Source organism: Bifidobacterium thermophilum (assembly GCF_002846655.1).
Taxonomy (GTDB): Bacteria; Actinomycetota; Actinomycetes; order Actinomycetales; family Bifidobacteriaceae; genus Bifidobacterium; species Bifidobacterium thermophilum.
The window spans coordinates 285,790-305,459 of the sequence record NZ_PCGX01000008.1; the positions used below are offsets into that span (position 1 = coordinate 285,790).

At 61.7% G+C, this 19,670-nt stretch carries 18 protein-coding genes and 1 tRNA gene; 18 read left to right on the plus strand and 1 reads right to left on the minus strand.

The genetic code is table 11. The features are described from left to right. The first annotated feature begins 16 nt into the window (after nt 1-16). The 5 genes from CQR48_RS03890 (at nt 17) to CQR48_RS03910 (ending at nt 7,487) form a co-directional block, all read left to right on the plus strand. A complete protein-coding gene (locus CQR48_RS03890; protein WP_101452069.1) occupies nt 17-1,411 on the plus strand; it encodes a nucleoside hydrolase in 1,395 nt (464 codons plus the stop codon). Between the two features lie 187 nt (nt 1,412-1,598). Next, on the plus strand, nt 1,599-2,135 hold the full coding sequence (locus CQR48_RS03895; RefSeq protein WP_101452199.1) for a GNAT family N-acetyltransferase: 537 nt from the start codon (nt 1,599-1,601) through the stop codon (nt 2,133-2,135). 162 nt (nt 2,136-2,297) lie between these two features. After that, nucleotides 2,298-2,897 carry an aminoacyl-tRNA hydrolase gene (gene pth / locus CQR48_RS03900; RefSeq protein WP_044092061.1) on the plus strand — a complete coding sequence of 200 codons (600 nt, stop codon included), beginning with the start codon at nt 2,298-2,300 and terminating at the stop codon, nt 2,895-2,897. After that, entirely contained in the window at nt 2,887-6,486 is a 3,600-nt protein-coding gene (gene mfd, locus CQR48_RS03905; protein ID WP_244898930.1) for a transcription-repair coupling factor, read from the plus strand. Before pth ends, mfd begins: the two co-directional genes overlap by 11 nt. Before the next feature lie 215 nt (nt 6,487-6,701). Next, the gene (locus CQR48_RS03910) at nt 6,702-7,487 is read left to right on the plus strand and encodes a hypothetical protein (protein ID WP_180335109.1); all 786 of its coding nucleotides are present in this window, start codon (nt 6,702-6,704) and stop codon (nt 7,485-7,487) included. 104 nt (nt 7,488-7,591) lie between these two features. Here the strand turns inward: CQR48_RS03910 and CQR48_RS03915 are convergent, their stop codons facing one another. Further along, nucleotides 7,592-8,083: a hypothetical protein gene (locus CQR48_RS03915; protein WP_101452070.1), complete on the minus strand. Its 492-nt coding sequence runs from the start codon at nt 8,081-8,083 to the stop codon at nt 7,592-7,594. A 247-nt stretch (nt 8,084-8,330) separates the two neighbouring features. Here CQR48_RS03915 and eno point away from each other — a divergent pair, with 247 nt between their 5' ends. From eno to CQR48_RS03980, 13 genes are all read left to right on the plus strand, one after another. Continuing rightward, nucleotides 8,331-9,632 (plus strand): phosphopyruvate hydratase, encoded by a 1,302-nt coding sequence (eno, locus tag CQR48_RS03920; RefSeq protein ID WP_033493101.1) that lies wholly within the window; start codon nt 8,331-8,333, stop codon nt 9,630-9,632. Nucleotides 9,633-9,738: 106 nt separating this feature from the next. Then, on the plus strand, nt 9,739-10,338 hold the full coding sequence (locus CQR48_RS03925) for an FtsB family cell division protein (RefSeq protein WP_101452071.1): 600 nt from the start codon (nt 9,739-9,741) through the stop codon (nt 10,336-10,338). 155 nt (nt 10,339-10,493) lie between these two features. Then, the gene (locus tag CQR48_RS03930; protein WP_101452072.1) at nt 10,494-11,132 is read left to right on the plus strand and encodes a DUF501 domain-containing protein; all 639 of its coding nucleotides are present in this window, start codon (nt 10,494-10,496) and stop codon (nt 11,130-11,132) included. A gap of 74 nt (nt 11,133-11,206) precedes the next feature. Further along, nucleotides 11,207-12,238, plus strand: coding sequence for a Ppx/GppA phosphatase family protein (locus CQR48_RS03935; protein WP_101452073.1), 1,032 nt, complete (start codon nt 11,207-11,209; stop codon nt 12,236-12,238). 95 nt (nt 12,239-12,333) lie between these two features. Then, nucleotides 12,334-12,414: transfer RNA gene (locus tag CQR48_RS03940), tRNA-Leu, on the plus strand. A 68-nt stretch (nt 12,415-12,482) separates the two neighbouring features. Further along, entirely contained in the window at nt 12,483-12,800 is a 318-nt protein-coding gene (locus CQR48_RS09000; RefSeq protein ID WP_143252473.1) for a hypothetical protein, read from the plus strand. Next, on the plus strand, nt 12,754-13,383 hold the full coding sequence (locus CQR48_RS03945) for a hypothetical protein (protein WP_101452074.1): 630 nt from the start codon (nt 12,754-12,756) through the stop codon (nt 13,381-13,383). The genes CQR48_RS09000 and CQR48_RS03945 overlap by 47 nt, the downstream gene beginning before the upstream one ends. Before the next feature lie 706 nt (nt 13,384-14,089). Further along, nucleotides 14,090-14,275, plus strand: a complete 186-nt coding sequence (locus CQR48_RS03950) for a hypothetical protein (protein ID WP_015450354.1) — start codon at nt 14,090-14,092, stop codon at nt 14,273-14,275. A gap of 771 nt (nt 14,276-15,046) precedes the next feature. Next, a complete protein-coding gene (locus tag CQR48_RS03960; protein WP_101452202.1) occupies nt 15,047-15,448 on the plus strand; it encodes an RDD family protein in 402 nt (133 codons plus the stop codon). 789 nt (nt 15,449-16,237) lie between these two features. Beyond that, a complete protein-coding gene (locus tag CQR48_RS03965; protein ID WP_015450372.1) occupies nt 16,238-16,804 on the plus strand; it encodes a hypothetical protein in 567 nt (188 codons plus the stop codon). A 142-nt stretch (nt 16,805-16,946) separates the two neighbouring features. Continuing rightward, entirely contained in the window at nt 16,947-18,407 is a 1,461-nt protein-coding gene (locus CQR48_RS03970; protein ID WP_101452203.1) for an L-serine ammonia-lyase, read from the plus strand. Nucleotides 18,408-18,553: 146 nt separating this feature from the next. Then, nucleotides 18,554-18,961 (plus strand): FKBP-type peptidyl-prolyl cis-trans isomerase, encoded by a 408-nt coding sequence (locus CQR48_RS03975; protein WP_015450374.1) that lies wholly within the window; start codon nt 18,554-18,556, stop codon nt 18,959-18,961. 106 nt (nt 18,962-19,067) lie between these two features. Further along, nucleotides 19,068-19,553 carry a GreA/GreB family elongation factor gene (locus tag CQR48_RS03980; protein WP_015450375.1) on the plus strand — a complete coding sequence of 162 codons (486 nt, stop codon included), beginning with the start codon at nt 19,068-19,070 and terminating at the stop codon, nt 19,551-19,553. Nucleotides 19,554-19,670: the final 117 nt, after the last annotated feature.

Sequence of the window (19,670 nt, forward strand, 5' to 3'; positions counted from 1 at the left end):
CGAGGGAGAATAGATCATGGATCCGCAGAACCAGACGGGTGACACCGGTGGCACCGCTGAGGCAGGGGCTGCCGGCGATTCGCAGGACATCACCGCGCCCATCATCTTGGACGCTGACACCGGCACTGATGACGCGCTCGCCATCGGCCTGCTGATGGCGTATGCGCCTGAGCGGCTGGTGTCGGTCGTCGCCACGTACGGCAATGTCATCCAGTCGGTGGCGCAGCAGAACGCGCGTGACGTACTCAACCTCCTCGGCGGTTCGAAGATTCCGGTGCTGGATGGGTGCCGTTGCCCTTCATGGGCGGAAGGATTCGCCGCGGACAAGGCCTGCGCCCATTTCCATGGGGATAACGGCATCGCCGACTTGAATATCGACGATTACGCGCGCATGGAAACCACCGCAGGCGGCACCGCGTCCGTGCTGTACAACGGCGCGGTCTACGACTTCTCCTCGAACAACATCGATTTCACCGCCGCCGGGACGGTTTCCGCCGGTATGTTCGGAGAAAATCAGAAGGAAGCGAAGAAGAAGCAGCGGCAGGCATCATGGCAGGACGAGGCGCTGTCGGTGCAGTCAGCCCAGCCTGACGTGTGTGCGAAACTGTCATCTCCAATCATTTCGATTGGCGGATATCTGCCCAAGCAACCCGTCGACAACTCGGTGCCGCAGCGTGGACGGAACGCGCTTGGCGCACTTGCCGACGAATATGGCAAGGTCGAGATGGGGATCATGCCGGGCGACACTGCGGGTGTCAAAGCGATTATCGACGGTGTCCGTCAGTGGGGCAAGAACCTGACCGTGATTTCGACCGGCCCACTGACCGACATCGCCGCCGCCATCGCTCTCGCCCCTGATATCGCGCCCCAATTGCGGCTCGTGATGATGGGCGGCGCCCTGACCCAGCAGGGCAATTGCTTCGATATGGTCAGCGAAACCAATATCATGCAGGACCCCGAGTCTGCCAATCTGGTATTGCGCTCCCAGGCGGATGTGACGATGATCGGCTTGGATGTCACCCATCGGTGCCTGCTGCCGTCGGAGCTGACTGAGCCGTGGTCTCAGATCGATGGCGGTGTCGGCAGGTTCTTCGCCGATCTCGCCTCCTTCATGATCAAAGCGAACAAGGAAGCCGACCCGGCATTCTCCGTCGGCGCGCCTATGCATGACCCGCTCGCTGTAGCTGCCGCGCTTGATCCGACGCTTGTGCAGACTCTCGACATCGCGCTGCGGGTGGATTTGGCGACCGGTGACCGCCAGGGTGTGCGCGGCCGCACTATCGGCGATATGACGCGCCTCAACGATCCGACGGCGTCGTGCACACATGTGGCGATCGCCGTGGATTCCATGAGGTTCCTCAACATGTTCACCGGCGGCATTTCCGCGTTGTCCCAGCGTTTGGCAAAGTAACGGCGCTCAGTCGCGAATTGCAAGTCGCATGTCGTGCGGGTTGCGGGTCGCGTAGCGGTGCGTTGTCGGCGGCCCTACGTCTCGGCGGTCATGCCGTCATGCGGTCATGCTGTCATGATGGAATATCGTCGAACCGAATCCGGCGTTGGCGTCGGATACGACGGCATACGGACATCAGGGAGGCAATGTGAACGGCGAACGGTCCGCTGAGCATCAACCGGTCACCATCCGCGACGCGAGGGAAAGCGACCTTAAGGCGATTACCGATATCTATAATCAAGCGGTGGTCGCCGGCGGTTCGACCGCCGATCTGGTGCCACGCACCCTCGAGCAGCGCAGGCAGTGGGTGGATTCGCACCAGCCGCGTGACCGCTACCCGGTGGTCGTGCTTGAAGATGCATCCGGGCGTGTCGTGGCTTTCGGGTCGCTGTCGAAATTCCATCCGCGCGAAGCGTACGACGGCGTGGTGGAACTCAGCTATTACGTCGATGAGCGGGCCCGCCACCGCGGGTACGGGACGGCTGTGGTCGCATGGCTGCTCGACGCGGCGCGTACGCGTGGTTACCGCATCGCGACCGCCCTGATTTTCGCGTCGAACGCGGGCTCAATCGCGCTGATGAACCATTTCGGGTTCGAACGGTACGGTTTTCTGTCCCGCGCATGTTTCGATGGCACGCGGTATCTTGATATGTCCTACTGGTGGTTGCCGCTGGACAACGACTGAAATACCGGGCGTCACGAATGTTCGGCCGTCGCGGATCGCAGGCCGGTGCCGCGCAGGCGAGTCAGCCGTGGAGGGTAGGATTGACCATTCTGGTAGCGAATGATTGCATGATGAGCCGCGCCCGGTATGCGGCGGGCGGCGGCGATGAGGGAGAGGAACGGCATGGCGTCTGATTTCTGGCTGGTGGTAGGTTTGGGCAACCCGGGCAAGCAATACGAGGGCACCCGGCACAATATGGGATTCATGGCGGCGGACGTCCTGGCCGAACGCTGGTCGGTGAACTTCAGCGACCATAAGGGCATCGCGATGCTCGGCAAGGGCGTGATGAACCTGCAAGGCAAGTCGATCAAGTTCTTCCTCGCCAAACCACTCACATACATGAACGAATCGGGTACTGCGGTGGCATCCATCAGCTCCTACTATCAGATTCCGCCCGAGCATGTCGTGGTCATCCACGACGATATGGATCTTGAATTTGGTCGTATCAAAGTCAAGGCAGGTGGTTCCGCCGGCGGACACAACGGTATCAAGTCCATTGACCGTTCGCTTGGAACCAATGCCTATGCGCGTGTGCGGCTTGGAGTGGGACATGCCCGTCGAGGCCCGAACGCGCATGACAACACCGTCAACTGGGTGTTGGGCGGATTCGGCCCGGACCAGCGCAAGCAGCTGCCTGAATTCCTCGCCGATGGTGCCGATGCCGCTGAAACCATTATCTTCTCTGGGCTGAGCCGCGCGCAGGAGCAGTTCAATGGCCGGTGAGCAGCATACGCCCGCGGCGCCGTCCGCTTCCGCCGCGCCCGCGGCTCCGTCTGTTGCACCGACCGCCGGAGCGCTTTCCGGACTGCTCGACCAGCTCGATCACGACCGGTCCTTCCATGATTTGTCGCACGGACTGGTCGACGTGCCTGCGAATGAGGGCAGCGAGCCGATGCTCAATGTGGAAGCCGTGCCCGGCATTCGACCGGCTCTCGCAGCGGCGACCGCACAGCGAGCCCCAGTCGTTGCCATCGTGCCTTCGGGACGGGAATCGCAGGAAGCCGTTGAGGCGATTCGCAGCTGGTATGACGGCGATCCGCAGGATATCGCGGAACTTGAGGCCTGGGAGACGCTGCCGCATGAACGGCTCTCCCCGCGTGCAGACACGGTCGCGTCCCGCATGGCGGTATTCCGTCGTTTGACGCATCCGGAACCCGGGAACGCCCTGTTTGGACCGATTAAGGTTCTGGTCATGCCGGTGCGTTCGCTCATCCAGCCGGTTGTCGCCGGGTTGGGTGATGTCGAACCGTTGGTTTTTGCGGCGGGGGAGGAGCTTCCGCTCGACCAGGCCGCGGCCCGTCTTGTCGAGAACGCCTACACCCGCGTCGATCTGGTCATGGACCGCGGACAGTTCGCGGTGCGCGGCGGCATCCTCGACGTGTTCCCGCCGACCATCGCTCATCCGGTCCGCATCGAATTCTTCGGCGATGAAATCGACACCATCAAGGAGTTCCACGCCTCCGACCAGCGCACCTACGGCGATGGCCTACACACCGTCTGGGCGACGCCATGCCGCGAGCTGCAGCTGACGCAAGCGGTGCGTGACCGCGCGAAATCGCTCATCGGGCAGATTCCCAACGCCGAGGACATGCTCGCCTCCATCGCGGACGGCATCCCCGTGGAAGGCATGGAATCCCTGATGCCTGCGCTGATCGACAACATGGAGCCGGTGCAGCGCATGCTGCCCCAAGGTGCGGTCATCATGCTCTCCGACCCGGAACGGTTGCGCCGGGCAGCGGACGACCTGACGAAAACAGCCAACGAATTCCTCGCCGCCAGCTGGCATGTCGCCGCCAGCGGCCATGGGGCAGGCGCGCCGATCAGCTTCGACCAGGCGAGTTTCCTCGACTACGAGGAGACCGTCAGCTCGCTCGCCTATTCGCGCGATGAGGTGTGGAAACTCGCTGATTTCGGCGTGGACCCAGGCCTGCCGGGCAATGTGCGCATCGGCGCAAGCTCCCCGCAAGAATACCGTGGCGACGAGTCGAAAGCCGCCACCGGTATTGAAGGGCTGATTGACGCCGGATTCGTCGTGACCATCACCGCCGGAGCCCAAGGAACGCTCGCCAGACTCAAACGAGCTGTCAACGAGACCGGCATCACGCGCTTTGACGTATTGCGTTCGCGAGCCGTCGACGGGTTCGTGGACCGGGACGCGCGAATTGCCTTGCTCACCGAACGCGACCTGACCGGCCGTTCCAGCGCCGTCGGGCAAACCAAGACACCGAAGCGCCGGCGCAAGGCCATCGACCTGATGGAGCTCAAACCCGGCGATTACGTGGTTCATGAGCAGCATGGCATCGGGCGATACACCGGCATGCAGCAGCGCCAAATCGGCCCTGCCGGCGCGAAAACGACGAGGGAATACCTGGTTGTCGAATACGCGCCCAGTAAACGCAACGCCCCCGCCGACAAGCTGTACATTCCCACCGACCAGCTCGACCAGGTCAGCAAATACATCGGCTCGGACGCCCCCAAACTCAACAAACTCGGCGGCTCCGACTGGGCGCAGACCAAGGCGAAAGCCCGCAAGCATGTGCACGAGATCGCCCAGGACCTCGTACGCCTGTATTCGGCCCGCCAACGCACCAAAGGCTTCGCGTTCAGCCCGGACACCCCGTGGCAAAAGGAACTCGAGGACGCCTTCCCGTACCAGGAGACTCCCGACCAGCTGACCACCATCGACGAGGTCAAGGCCGATATGGAGAAACCGGTGCCGATGGACCGCCTGATCTGCGGCGATGTCGGCTTCGGCAAGACTGAGATTGCGGTACGAGCCGCCTTCAAAGCCATACAAGACGGCAAGCAGGTGGCCGTCCTCGTACCGACCACGCTGCTCGTGCAACAGCATTACGAGACGTTCACGGAACGTTACTCGGGCTTCCCGGTGGATGTCGCCGCGATGAGCCGCTTCCAAAGCCCCAAGGAAATCAAACAGACCATCAAAGGTCTGGAAGACGGGTCGGTCGATGTCGTCATCGGCACGCACAAGCTGCTCAACCCGAAAATCAAGTTCAAGGATCTCGGGTTGTTGATCATCGACGAGGAGCAGCGGTTCGGCGTCGAGCATAAGGAAACGCTCAAAGCGCTGCGCACGAACGTCGACGTCCTGTCCCTGTCGGCGACGCCGATTCCACGCACCTTGGAAATGGCGGTGACCGGCATCCGCGAGATGTCCACGCTCGCCACCCCGCCCGAGGACCGTCTGCCCGTGCTCACGTATGTCGGCCCATACGAGGACGCGCAGGTCACGGCGGCCATCAGGCGCGAGCTGTTGCGCGGCGGCCAGGTGTTCTACGTGCATAACCGCGTCGATTCCATCAGTGCCACGGCAGACAAGATCCACCAGCTGGTGCCCGAGGCGAAAATCGGCGTCGCGCACGGCAAGATGGGAGAGAAACAACTCGACGCAATCATCCGCGATTTCTGGCATCGCGATATCGACGTGCTCGTATGCACGACAATCATCGAAACCGGGCTGGATATATCGAACGCGAACACGCTGATTGTCGACCATGCCGACCGTTTCGGATTAAGCCAGCTGCATCAGCTGCGTGGCCGTGTCGGCCGAGGACGGGAACGCGCGTACGCGTACTTCCTGTACGACCCGTCCAAGCCGATGACCCAGCAGTCGCACGACCGTCTCGCGACCATCGCGCAGAACACGTCGCTTGGGTCGGGCTTCGATGTGGCGATGAAGGATCTCGAGCTGCGTGGCACCGGCAATTTGCTGGGCGACGAGCAGAGCGGACATATCGAAGGCGTCGGTTTCGACCTGTACGTGCGCATGGTTTCGCAGGCGGTAGAAGAGTACAAGGAGCCCGAGCGCAAGGAATCGGTAGCCGTCAGCATCGATTTGCCGATCGAGGCGTCGATTCCGGTGGATTACATCGATTCCGACAAGCTGCGGCTTGAGGCGTATCGCAAGCTTGCCTCGGCGAGGAGCGAACAGGATCTCGACGATGTGCGAGACGAGCTGACCGACCGCTACGGCAAGCCTCCAGTAGAGCTGGATTCGCTGTTCGCCGTGGCCAGACTGCGAAACAAAGCGCGAGATCTTGGTATCACCGAAATCATCGCCCAGGGGCGGAACGTGCGTATTCGTGGGATTGAGCCGGCAGAATCCCTGATGATGCGATTGCAACGCATCTACCCGGGAGCCCAGTACCGGCCGCTCACCCGCACGTTGACGATTCCGGCGCCGTTCGCTGGCTCGCTTGGCTCGGGCCCCATGCCCGGCGACCAAGTGATTGCCTGGACCAACCAGCTGCTCGACGACCTGCAATGGAAGCCCCGGACGGCCGGCAAGTGATTGATCGGGCGAGCCCGGTGCGATTGGTTGAGCCTGTGGTGTGACTGGGCGGTTGCGTACTGACGTGATAGCAGGGGAAGATGCCCCTGAGCGTGTGGTACCGGCCTGTTGTGTGATTGGCCGGTCGCATCACGCCGCGGATAGCGGATGTTCATAGGAGCCGGCCGTCGCAGAACACCGCCGCTGTCGAAGCGTCGCGCGAAGCTGGAAGCGCCATGAAACACAACACGAAGAGCACCATGCCATCCATGAACGAATGGCGCAACGTCATCCCCGCGCTCACTCCGTGGGGCAAGAACCGCGTCAAACCAGAGGAAACCGTCAAGCATGCGCTGATCATGCCGGGCATCGGTTATACCGTCGATCGCCCGCTGCTGTACTGGGCGTCGCAGGCGCTCGCCGCCGAGGGCTGGTACGTTGACCGGCTCGCGCTCACTCTGACCGAAGACGTCGAATTCCCCGAAATGATTTCCTGCATGGAACGCGTCATCGACGTGTGGAAGGCGAAATCCGTCGCCCGCGCAACCATCGCCGCGCAACATGCGTCAGACAATCGCGACACAGACGATGCACAGGATTCCGCTGCTGACGCCGGTTCCAACGCTTCCGCCGATTCCAGCGTTTCCTCCCTCACCCCGGACTCCGCTCCGAAGCTGCTGGTAGTCACGAAATCCTTGTCCACGTTGTCCTTCCCGCATGCGGCAAGGGAAGGCCTGCATGTCGCGCTGCTGACCCCAGTACTCAACCCGCCGCCCTTCGACGTGCACAAGTCGGTGATCCCAGCTCCGCTGCCGGGTGCGGAGCGCGCGCCGAAACCGCTGATTTGCGCGGGAACCGCGGACCCGTATTTCGATGATGCCAAGGCGCATCTGCTCACCGAACGGGTGTGCACGTACCCGGACGCCAACCACTCCATCGAGGTTCCCGGCGATTGGTCGCGTTCGATCGACTATCTCAAAGACGTTACCGGGCGTATCGTCGAGTATTCGCGCACGATCTGATGATGGCAACCATGCCTGGGCCGGCGGCCGAACCCACTGCCGCCGGCACACGCCCGAGTGCAACCGGTTGTCGGTGATGGTCGCCGCGAACGGCTTCACTGGCATCACCGGGCATCATCGTGCAACGGAACCACCGCTTCAAGGCTGAAGCTTCCGTTGGCCTGATCCCACGTCATCGACCCGCCATGATGCTCGATCAGCCGGGCGTGCCCGCGCAATCCCAGCCGTGTTCCCGATTCGGCCGTGCCATCCGCGGAACCTTCCATGGCAGCTCGCGAAGAGCCGTTCGAAGAGCGGCTCGTAGTCACGCCCGGTACCGTGCGAACCTCGTCCACCCCTGATTTCCGGCCTTCTGATTCCTTCGGAGCACCGGCCCCGGATGCTACCGTATTGCACAAAGCGATGGTCATATCGTCGCCTCGGCATCCGACACTGAGCGCGTACCCGCCATCACGGTCGCCGTACCGCAGGATGTTGACGACGAGTTCGTCGAGCAGGTCGCCGATGGCCCGAAGGCGCTGCATCTGGACAGCTGTGCCGCCGAGCTCGTCACACTGGTCCGGCAGGATGATGGGTCGATCCGCCCGATGCGCCACGATGACGCTGCCTCGGATCGTTCGCTCGGACGCTGCGAACCTGATGCGCAGTCGAGCGGCCTCATCCCGCAATGGGTCACAACCATGTGGATCGCCGCAGATCGGGATGTGAGCGGTGGTGCGTCATCATGAAGCGCACGTGCCGGCTGTGAACGCTCACAGGAAACAGTGAGTGAAATCGGCGATATCGTCCAACAATTCCACTATCCTTGACAGTGTCATCACAACCTGAGCAAAAGGAGTAGTTGTGGCAGCAATTGAAAGCGTATACGCGCGCGAAATCCTTGATTCCCGTGGCAACCCGACCGTCGAGGTCTATCTCGAGACCGAAGACGGCGCACAGGGCCGCGGCCTGGTTCCGTCCGGCGCCTCCACCGGTGCCGCAGAGGCTTGGGAGCGTCGCGATGGCGACAAGTCCCGTTACCAGGGCAAGGGCGTGCTCAACGCCGTCAAGGCCGTGAACGAAGTCATCGCTCCGAAGGTCATCGGCATGGATGCCGCCGATCAGCGTGCTCTTGACGACACGATGATCGAGCTCGACGGCACCCCGAACAAGGGCAAGCTCGGCGCCAACGCCATCCTCGGCGTGTCCCTCGCCGCGCTGTATGCATCCGCAGAGTCCGCGGACCTGCCGCTGTACCGCTACATCGGCGGCACCAACGGCCACATCCTGCCGGTTCCGAACATGAACATCATGAACGGCGGCGCTCACGCAGACTTCGCCACCGACATCCAGGAGTACATGATCTCCCCGTACGGATTCGACACCTACCATGAGGCCCTGCGCGCCGGCGTCGAGGTGTACCACACCCTGAAGAACGAGCTGAAGAAGGACGGCCTGTCCACTGGTCTTGGCGACGAGGGCGGCTTCGCTCCGAAGATGAAGTCGAACCGCGATTCGCTCGACTACATCATGAAGGCCATCCAGGACGCCGGCTATGAGCCTGGCAAGCAGATCGGCATCTGCCTCGACGTGGCTTCCTCCGAGTTCTACGGCAAAGGCGAGGAAGGCAAGTATCACTTCGAAGGCGGCGAGCGTGACGCTGAGTACATGCTCGACTTCTACGAGCAGCTGATCAACGATTACCCGATCGTCTCCATCGAGGATCCGTTCCAGGAAGAAGGCTGGGACGACTGGGCGGCCATCACCAAGCGCCTGGGCGATCGCCTGCAGTTCGTCGGCGACGACCTGCTCGTGACCAACCCGGCTCGTCTGCAGAAGGCCATCGACATGGGTGCGGCGAACTCCCTGCTCGTCAAGCTCAACCAGATCGGCTCCGTCACCGAGACCCTCGACGCCATCGAGCTGGCCACCGCGAACGGCTACACCTCCATGGTGTCCCACCGCTCCGGTGAGACCTCCGACACCACCATCGCCGATCTCGCGGTCGCCAAGAACACCCGCCAGATCAAGACCGGTGCCCCGGCCCGTGGCGAGCGTATCGCCAAGTACAACCGCCTGCTGGAGATCGAGGACGAGCTCGGTTCCGAAGCCCAGTACGCCGGCTACAGCGCCTTCAAAGCCTGCAAGAAGTACATCGCCAAGTGAGCCTAGCCTCACCGGCAGTGTGCTGACGGCATGTCCCTAGACGTGCCGCGCATTACGCAATACCCGTCGTGTTCGCAAGTCGAATGCGGCGGGTATTTTCGTCAGTATGACAACCAGTTCGCGAAAACCGGCGCGTCAGCGCACTCAGCAGACCGCCAAGACACGCAGGAACAGCGGACCGGTCTCGTTCTTTATCGCGGTGATCATCGTGATCATCGGCCTGATGCAGCTGGTGTCAACTTTTCATGATTACGCGTTGAACCTCTCCGAACTCAATGGTTTGAAAAAGCAGGAAGCCACGCTCGAAGCGCAGAAGCAGGATTTGGAGAACGATATCGCTCGTTGGGACGACAAGGCGTATGTAACCGCGCAGGCGCGAGAACGTCTTGGATTCGTGTTCCCGGGGGAGGTTTCGGTCCGGGTCGAACATCCCGAGGCGGTCACCGGTTCGACTACTTCGAAGAGCAGCGGCACTTCAAGCGCGCAGGATGAGCAGACGACGCTGCCGTGGTACAAGGAACTTGCTTACGCGTTCCAGCAGGCGGACACCCCGTCGAGATCCTCGTCCTCGTCATCATCGTCTTCGTCGAGCGGGAATGGCTCTTCTGGCAGCGAATCGGGTTCGACGCCAAGCTCGGGCTCAAGCGCCAGCTCTTCGCCTTCGGCGAGCGCATCCGATTCGTCTTCGCCGTCGGCATCCCAGTAAAGGGGGCCGACAGATGGCAGACCGGAAGCAGGGTCCAATCCCGCCGATGCCCGGACTTGCACGCCGCCGGCTCATGACAACACACCATGGACGTACTACGACATCACGAAACCACATCACAACCGCAACACACACCACAGGAGGAACATCATCCGATGACACCGGCGAGTGCAACCCCAACGCAACAGCTCGAGCGAGAGCAGCTTGAGCAGGAGGCTCGCGCGCTGCTTGACCGCCTCATGGCGCAGCCGCCGACAGCCAAGGACATCGCGACGGTTAACGTGCAGCTTGGCCGATTTCCGCGCGGCATGGTCGCGGTCGGCGCTCGTTGCGTGTGCGGCCGTCCGCTGGCGGTGCTGACCCGGCCGTTGCTGCCTGGCGGCATCCCGTTCCCCACGACCTGCTACCTGACGAGCCCTGAAGCGGTCAAGGCGGTGTCCCATGTCGAAGCCACAGGCGTCATGAAACAACTCAACGAGCGGTTGGGTGAAGACGCCGAGCTGGACCAAGCCTACGCCCTCGCACACCAACGATATCTTGTCTTTCGGCACGAGCTCGCCGAACGGCTCGGCGACAGCGAGGAGCATATCGCGGGCATCAGCGCCGGCGGCATGCCCACTCGCGTCAAATGCCTCCATGCGCTGCTCGCCCAGACACTGGTCATGGGCCATGGCGCCAACCCGATCGGCGATATGACCCTTGAACGGATCCGCGACGAGTTCAGCCCCACGGTTTGCCGCTGCACCACGGTCGTCGACGACGAGCAGATCGAGCGATTATTGCAGGAACGGTAGTCTCGTACGCGCGGGAACGCGCCGAAATCGCATCCGCCGACAGCGTAAGTCGGCGCACAGGGAAAGGAAACAGCATGACACAGCTTGCATCGCAACAGCAGGGCGGCACAGGCAAGTCGGTGACGGTTGCCGGCATCGATTGCGGCACCAATTCCATCCGGCTGAAAATCTCGCGGGTCGACGCCAACGGGTATGAGGATATCGTCCCGCGCGTCCTGCGGGTCGTCCGGCTCGGGCAGGACGTGGACAAAACCCATCGTTTCGCCGATGAAGCGCTTGAACGCGTGTACGCGGCGGCGCGCGAATTCGCGCAGATCCTGGCCGAGCATCCGGTCGACGGGCTTCGCTTCGTCGCCACGTCCGCGACCCGTGACGCTGAGAATCGTGCGGAATTCGAAGACGAGATCCAACGCATTCTCGGCGTGCGGCCGGAAGTCATCCCCGGCACCGAAGAGGCGGCGTTGAGCTTCCTCGGAGCGACGAGCGTTGTCCCGCGCGGTGAGCTCGAACCCCCATATCTGGTGGTCGATCTGGGTGGCGGATCTACTGAGCTGGTGCTCGGCGGGGGAGACGAACAGAGTGAAACCGATGTCCAGGCTGCATTCTCGATGAACATCGGCTCGGTGCGCATGACCGAACGTCACTTGCACACCGACCCGCCGACCCAGCAGGAGATCGACGAGGCCGTCGCCGATATCGACGAGCATATCGATGAGGCCTTCCGTACGGTCCCGGCAGGCAAGACCCGCACCATCATCGGCGTGTCGGGCACTGTGACCACGATGACCGCGCTCGCCATCGGGCTGAAGGAATACGACCATTCCGCGGTTGATGGTAGGCGGCTTTCACTCGAGGACGCGTATACGGTCGATGACCGGTTCTTGCGGATGACGCGCGAGGAGCGCCGGATGTACAAGACCATTCACCCGGGCAGGATCGATGTGGTCGGCGGCGGCGCGCTGGTGTGGAGCCGGGTGCTCGCCCGTGTCTCGCAGGCGGCGCTGGAGGACCACGGCAAGGCCATCGATTCGTTCGTCGCGAGCGAACACGGGCTGCTCGACGGCATCGTGCTCGATTACGGTCGTCGTCTGCTCGCCTCGCACTGAACGGCGTGCCACCGTCGCCGATGCCTGGCGTGGCAAGACGCGAAACGCGTGTCTCAGCCGCGCCCGGTCTGCCTGCATGCTAGCATGGAACAGTTGCCCCCTTGGCGGAATTGGTAGACGCAGTGGACTTAAAATCCATCGCCATTGGCTTGCGGGTTCGAGTCCCGCAGGGGGCACCCAACATGCGGCGGCGGGAAGCCGCTGATCCAGACACCGGTTTGGCGCCGAAGAAATCATCCTCCATGTGCAGGAACGCGCGTGGACCGGCCTGGCCTTGCAAGCCATGATTGACCGGGAGAACGAACTGCAGGCGCGTCTCCTGTTCGGCGACACGCCCTCACCCGACACGCCACGCCAGGACGGGCGACTCTGTGGCCGGGCCATCGCTGTGAACAACGGTTATCATCCTCGGCGCGCCATCAAATGGAATATCGGCGATATCCTTTACTTTGCTTTGTCGGGCGCGTATTGTCGATATCGCAAGGTTCCATTCAGTGCAGTCGAAGGAGATTGTCATGGACATCAAAATCGCAACGGGGAGAAACGACCACAGACACGCTAAGACCGTTTGGATCATCCTTACGGCGGTCGCGGTTGTCGCCGCGGCGGTCGCCCTGACGGTCGCGCTCACGACGCGGGATACCGCTATGCTGCGCCCCTCAGCGACTACGACCGCGACCACGAAACGGTCACCGAACACGGCGGCGACACCGAAGTTCCCCGCATCCTATGCCCGGGCGATCGACCACTACCTCGACGACACGCTCACCGCCCTCGACCGACAGAAGGAAGACCAGGGGAATACACAGGTGCCGGTGCAAACACGTGCCACGCCCAGTTACCGCATCGGCGCGGACGGAACGCACGAGCCGGCGATCTTGCGCAACGTCGAGGATGTGCAAATCCCGGCGGGCAAGTACCAGCTGACAGCCTACTGCATTGGCGAGGGCAGCGCGGACGTCGACTTCACCGTCGGCGGCGCCTCGAAACACGGGCTCCTGCAATGCTCGCCCGACGAGGTGAACCAGTCCAACCTGATCATCGACACTGATGGCACAGCAAGCGAAAGGACCGTGACCATCACGCCGTCCGAGCATTGTGAAAGCATGATCGGATACCAGATCCTGTACTACAGGCAGCAGTAACACTACAAGACCCATGGAGGCAGTGGCCTGACCGGTTACCGTATCGGACAGGCCACTGCTTCCGTTGTTTCGTGGGGGGAAAGTCGCCATGCCAGCCGCCTGCCACGCCGCCCCGGCCCCAGGCCGCCGCCGCGAACGATACGACAAGCGGCCGCAAGATCGGGAAACCGATGTCGCCTCGCATGGTATCCGATATCAACCGGATGCCGCCACACACCCGCAGGGTCGGGAACACCGATATCGCGAGTCGCCGCGGCCGGGCGATACATGCAACGCGACTGCACCACCAAGAACTGTGACCGACGAAGGACACTTATCGCATCATCGAAATCGGAAGACTCCGGAACACGGATAAGGGCCGACACGGTATTCACCCATACGTTACTTCGGAAAGCTAAATTGATATCGTTCCACGGCAGAAACCAGTGAACGAAACAAGGGGAGCCATCATGATTCGAAAAATACTCGCGGCCATCAGCGATGCAATCATGCCGCTAGGTCTGATATCCGCAGCGCCACTGGCCTCGGCGGTGGAAGCGCCATTGAGACCGGTAGCCCGCATCCGCTGCGATTTCTACTACCAGGGGCAATGCTACGACCACTGGATCCCCACGCCCGACTCCTGCAAAGGGGTAGGAGTCTGGGGAACCGCCAGGCAACAGGCGGCATGCATGGCATTGTTCGGAGTTGGACACGGGGGTAGCCGATGAAATGGCTTCTCGTCATTGTCCTGATACTGATACTCGGGATTCTCTCATACTCGGCGACCCAGCATCATCTGGACGCCAAGGCCGCGCGGATGCAACACGGCAACGATGAAGACCGCAGATCGGCGAAGGAACTACGCGAAATCTCCAGAAAAATCGACCAAGGAAAATACCTCTATCGGTAACCCCGCAAGACGGACGGACGACGTTGCCGTCCGCCCTTGGCGCCCCATGGACACGCTCATTCCCACTGCGTTGAACCGCCGCCGACACCGGATTCACGGCACGCCAGGCCGCCCGTGCGCCGGATCCACTCATCGTCCCCGTTCCGCGCCGGGACCGGACACCAATATCGCGGTATCCCTTGTGACCGATATCGACGAACACGTCCGGCATCGGTATCGCCGCGCCGGCACTGCACGCCCCGACATCGGCGCCCGTCCGGCCACTCCAATGCCGTGCCTCAACCCCGTCGATATCAGACACCCCACTGCGGTGACCAATATCGACGGTCGATGACGTCACCCCGATATCGTCCTATGCACAGCCCGGAAACACAGCCGGAATCAAAGCGACCCGGGAACTGCCCTCCGTGGTCCGCACGCGTGCCCACAACTGTGGCAAGCCTGCAGTCAATATCGCGGGTCGCCATGTGTCCATCGATATCGCGCAGACCGGTATGCCCGCCGGACCGGTGGCCGATATCAGCGCCCGGGAGACACCCTGCCGATCGGCAGTCCCCGGGTGCCGAGGGGTCCGCTATCGATATCGGATACATGGCGTCCGGCCCTATATCGATGCCGGCGCTCGCGTGCGCCTCATCTGATATCGGCGCCATCCCGCGTGCATACGTCCCGGCCGATATCGCCGGATGCCGCCACACACTCCGATATCGAATAAGAATCATAGAACATGGATACAATAAAAGCATCGAGTTGCCTTGAAAGGAGACGATGATGTTTGCTTTATGGCTGCGCAGGGCCGCAGCGTATTTTCTTCGCATTGTGCTGCCGACATCGCTGATGTCGCAGCTCATCGGGACGTTGCTGTTCGGTAGGTCTTCGCCAGGGGGGACCGCAGAGACTTGGATTGACTGTCTCTGTCTATTGTCCTGCGGTATCGTCTCAGCCTTGTCCACGCGTAATGGGCAGTCCTGGGGTCACCGGATCATGCGGCTTCAAGTCGTTGACCAAGACTCAGGAATGCCGATATCGGGTAGCAGGATGGGTTTGAGGGAATTCGCGCATCTTGCTGATATCGTGTCTCTCGGCATCGGATTTTTCTGGCCGTTGTGGGATGGCCGTGGACAGACTTTCGCCGATAAAATCGCCAAGACCATGGTAATCGCCAAGATGTAGGTATACTGGGAACCACGCAGGGATGCGTTAAACATAAGCATTACATCCAGGCAAAGGAGCCTGTGATGAATGTTCAGCATCAATATAAGAGTGTTCTAGGGACAGCTGCTGCAATCGCTGCCGCAGTAATGGGGGAGAACGGGCATAGTTGTGATGGCGAATCTCATATGGCTGGTGGCGGTAGGCGCGTTGATGCGCTGGTCCCGCCGGTCGGACGGCACGGGTACCGGTTCTTGCCATCATCGCCATGGTCCCGGTACAGGCATCCGCCGGCGAGACCGACAATGCACGAGACAGGCAGCTGGTCGCCGCGCGAAGTTGTCCCGAAGTGGGGCAGACCAGCGTGAAAGCGACGATCAGCACGTGGTCTCCTCGGCCGTTTCCGACTCGTCCTCTACCTCAACATATGTACGTACGGGATTACGCCGGGCGTTACGGAAATCTCCAGTACGGCAATTACGACACCAAGGTCAACATCACGAAGACCATGATTACCGCCCTTGCAAATGAACACCATAGTGCCACACGCGGCGGCAGATCGCCCCTCATGGCGCAATTCCAGAACGGTTATCGGTGTCTCGCGAGACATGAGCGTCGCAAATCTATCAAGGAACCGGCATGGGTATGGCGCTCGCTGCCAGCATCTGCCGGCATCCGTCACGTGACCCGCATCGGCCGCGAAACGAGTCACGGATGCAGTCACATTCGAGTTTGCCGCCTGCGACGCTTATAGTGGCGGATAACCGTTCAAAACACGTACGGTCAATGTGTATGCAGCAAAGGAACATCATGGTCAAGCAGACGAACACTCCAACCCGCGACGGCAACCGTCGAGTCCCGCTCATCTTCGCCCAAGCGGTCATCGTAGCGCTGGCGCTGTGCTTGGGAGAGATACTCTGCGCGCCGCTGTACACCGGCATGTCCTACCATTCGTTGGCGCTCGTGCCATGGTCCGCGATCGCCGGACTGCTGTCGGTCGTGTTCGCCTATACGGTCGGATTCGCGGCGTTGTGGGCGGCAGGCAAAGTCTCGAAGAAAGCGCCGCAGGCGTGGCGTCCGGTGATTGCCGCCCTCTTCGGCCTCGTGTTGTTCGGCATGTGGGGATATTTCGTGTTCGCCGCCGTACTGAACTCGATTATCGTCCCGCTCGGCCATGCCGCGTTGGCGGGGGCGCAGCTGGGATCCATCGCATTCAATTGCGCCGCCGTGGGACTGGCGTCATTCTTCTGCGCATCCGCTTTCGGCGAACGTCTCGCCACATTGCGCACCTGGGTGTGGGGCCTGTTCGCCTGCACCATATTGTTCGCAGCGTTCGGCGTGTTTTTCGTCGTACATATGGCCGCGCTACTCTATTGAGCGAATACATGGGTTGAGTCCGCCCAGCAACCCCCGCTTGACAGATCGACCTGCCCGTCGACGGACTCCCGTCGGCGGGGTGTGCAAAGACAACGATGCGGATGCCTACCCGCATTGCGATATCGAATTCGGAGGTGACGGCTTGTTCAGCGTGCTTGACATGTTCTCCATCGGAGTGGGCCCAAGTTCATCGCACACGGTCGGTCCTATGAAGGCCGCATGCCGATTCGCCCGTTCGCTGCGTGGCTCGGGAATCCTGCACCAGGTCGCTCGCGTCAGGACGGTCCTGTACGGTTCGCTGTCCCTGACCGGCCTCGGCCACGGAACTGACCGCGCAATCATCGCCGGGCTTGAAGGCAGCATGCCCGATACGGTCAACACCGCGCATCTGCTCCACGCCCGTGAGGAATGCGCTCGCAGCCGGCGTCTTGACCTGCCCGGCGGCAGGCGCATCGTTTTCGATCCGGACAGTGACATCGTCTTCGAAAAGTGGCAGCGTCTCGCCGCGCATCCCAACGGTATGCGATTCCAGGCATTCGATAGGGAAGGCAATCTGCTGGACGAACAGGTGTGGTATTCGATCGGCGGCGGATTCATCGCACAAGGCAGCCCAGAAGACACGCTGATCGGTATTCATGACCGTCCGCCTGAACACACGGCATTCGCCGATGCGGATGAACAAGAGACCACCAGATTCCCGGACAAGGCCCCATACCATTTCGACACCTGCACCGAGCTGGTGACTTTGTGCCAACGGGAGCATAAACGGATTTCCGACGTTATCTGGGCGAACGAAACCGCAGTGCGCCCGGCGGCCGATGTGCGCTCCAGGCTGCTTGCCGTCTGGGAAGCCATGGGGCAGTGCGTGCAAGCCGGATGCAGCAGTGACGAGCCGGTGCTGCCCGGCGGTCTTGACGTGCCCCGTCGTGCAGCCGGCATGTACCGTCTGCTCATGTCCACGGGCGATGTGCTGCGGCGCAGCCACCATCGCATCGATGTCGTCTTGGAATCCTCGGATGCGGCATGGGTGAACCTCTTCGCGCTCGCTGTCAGCGAAGAAAACGCCGGCGGCGGCAGAGTGGTCACCGCACCGACCAACGGGTCCGCAGGCATCATCCCCGCTGTGCTGGAGTATTACTGGCATTTCGTCGATGGCGCCGACGAGGACGGCGTCGTCCGCTTCCTGCTCACTGCAGGGGCGATCGGGTATCTGTTCAAACGCAACGCGTCGATTTCGGGCGCCGAAGTCGGCTGCCAAGGTGAGGTCGGCTCAGCGTGTTCGATGGCCGCCGCGGGATTATGCGAGGTAATCGGCGGGACCGTCCAGCAGGTAGAGAACGCCGCGGAAATCGGCATTGAACATAATCTCGGCCTGACCTGCGACCCGGTTCGCGGATTGGTACAGATCCCCTGCATTGAGCGTAACGCCGTGGCAGCGAATACGGCAATCAACGCGGTTCGTATCGCCATGCTCGGCAATGGCTCGCATATCGTCACCCTTGACCAGGCGATCCGCACGATGAAACAGACCGGCGAGGACATGATGGCCAAATACAAGGAAACTGCAAAAGGCGGGCTTGCGGTGAATGTCGTCGAATGCTGACCAGTGAACCTCGTACCGGCGGTCATGCCCTGCGAAGCGTCACGAAGCGTGCTAATCTAAGTGACATTGTTTCAGTGGCATTACGCCGGCGACCCGTGTCAAACGGGGGCGGCGGAATGCACAGATACGTCATCAAGGAGGCAAGCATGGTCAGCAACATGCCCGAGGTCAACGCTGAGTTCGGCGCCACACCGGCAATCGCTTTCCCGACGGATAAACCGCCGGTCGGGCTCAAGTCAATCGAAATCGTGGAAGGCGACGGCCCGATGGTCCGCCGTGGCGACACGGTGACGGTCAATTATCACGGTGTGGTCTGGGGCAAGGACACCCCGTTCGACTCGAGTTTTGAGCGTCATCAGCCGGCGAGTTTCGGTATCGGCGTCGGCCAGGTGATTCGCGGATGGGATATGACGGTTCCCGGTCATAATGTCGGTTCCCGTCTCGTGGTGTCGATTCCGCCATCCTACGGGTATGGCTCGCAGGGCGTTCCGCAGGCGGGCATCGGGGGAGAGGACACCCTCGTGTTCGTCATCGACATCATCTCGACGCGCTGACACGCATCCTTTTCAGGCGCCGGTGGTCGCCGGCGCTTTTTTATGACATGGCCGCCTCGCGCACGTGCTCGTGGGCGGTGCAATCCATCAAGGTCAGGAGGTAACAATGGCCGAGGAAGAGAAGACGATCCTGCTCACGCAGGAAGCATACGACAAGATGAAGCAAGAGCTCGAGTACCGCGAGGGCCAGTATCGTGACGAGATCACCGAACGTATCGCCGCGGCGCGTGCGGAAGGCGATTTGTCCGAAAACGGCGGATACCAGGCTGCTCGCGAGGAGCAGGGCAAGAACGAGGGCCGCATCAACGAGCTGACCGTCAAGCTGCGCAATGCGAAGATTCTTCAGGCCCCGAAGGCAGGCACGGTCGGCAATGGCTCAGTGGTGACGCTCGAGCTCGCCGGCAAGGAAATGACGTATGTGCTGGGCTCCCGCGATATCGCGGTGGCTACCGATTACGACGTCATCAGCCCGGAATCGCCGATCGGCGCCGCGATCATGGGCGCCAAAGCCGGTGACACGGTCTCGTACTCGACGCCGACGGGACGTCAGATTTCCGTGACGATCAAGACGGCGGAGCCGCTGAAGGCTTGAGATTTCGGGCGTGTCACCCTGGGAGGTGTCACGCCCCTCGTTCCGCTGCGTTGAATGCGGATGGAAGTGAATATGGTTGTGGCCCGGCACGTGAGTCGCGTGTCGGGCCACAACCAT

Bases quoted from the DNA above. Each gene is read 5' to 3' on its own strand.
- CQR48_RS03890 (WP_101452069.1), top strand. From the start codon at position 17: ATGGATCCGCAGAACCAGACGGGTGACACCGGTGGCACCGCTGAGGCA.
- pth (WP_044092061.1), top strand. From the start codon at position 2,298: ATGGCGTCTGATTTCTGGCTGGTGGTAGGTTTGGGCAACCCGGGCAAG.
- mfd (WP_244898930.1), top strand. From the start codon at position 2,887: ATGGCCGGTGAGCAGCATACGCCCGCGGCGCCGTCCGCTTCCGCCGCG.
- CQR48_RS03910 (WP_180335109.1), top strand. From the start codon at position 6,702: ATGAAACACAACACGAAGAGCACCATGCCATCCATGAACGAATGGCGC.
- CQR48_RS03925 (WP_101452071.1), top strand. From the start codon at position 9,739: ATGACAACCAGTTCGCGAAAACCGGCGCGTCAGCGCACTCAGCAGACC.
- CQR48_RS03930 (WP_101452072.1), top strand. From the start codon at position 10,494: ATGACACCGGCGAGTGCAACCCCAACGCAACAGCTCGAGCGAGAGCAG.
- CQR48_RS03935 (WP_101452073.1), top strand. From the start codon at position 11,207: ATGACACAGCTTGCATCGCAACAGCAGGGCGGCACAGGCAAGTCGGTG.
- CQR48_RS03945 (WP_101452074.1), top strand. From the start codon at position 12,754: ATGGACATCAAAATCGCAACGGGGAGAAACGACCACAGACACGCTAAG.
- CQR48_RS03950 (WP_015450354.1), top strand. From the start codon at position 14,090: ATGAAATGGCTTCTCGTCATTGTCCTGATACTGATACTCGGGATTCTC.
- CQR48_RS03960 (WP_101452202.1), top strand. From the start codon at position 15,047: ATGTTTGCTTTATGGCTGCGCAGGGCCGCAGCGTATTTTCTTCGCATT.
- CQR48_RS03965 (WP_015450372.1), top strand. From the start codon at position 16,238: ATGGTCAAGCAGACGAACACTCCAACCCGCGACGGCAACCGTCGAGTC.
- CQR48_RS03975 (WP_015450374.1), top strand. From the start codon at position 18,554: ATGGTCAGCAACATGCCCGAGGTCAACGCTGAGTTCGGCGCCACACCG.
- CQR48_RS03980 (WP_015450375.1), top strand. From the start codon at position 19,068: ATGGCCGAGGAAGAGAAGACGATCCTGCTCACGCAGGAAGCATACGAC.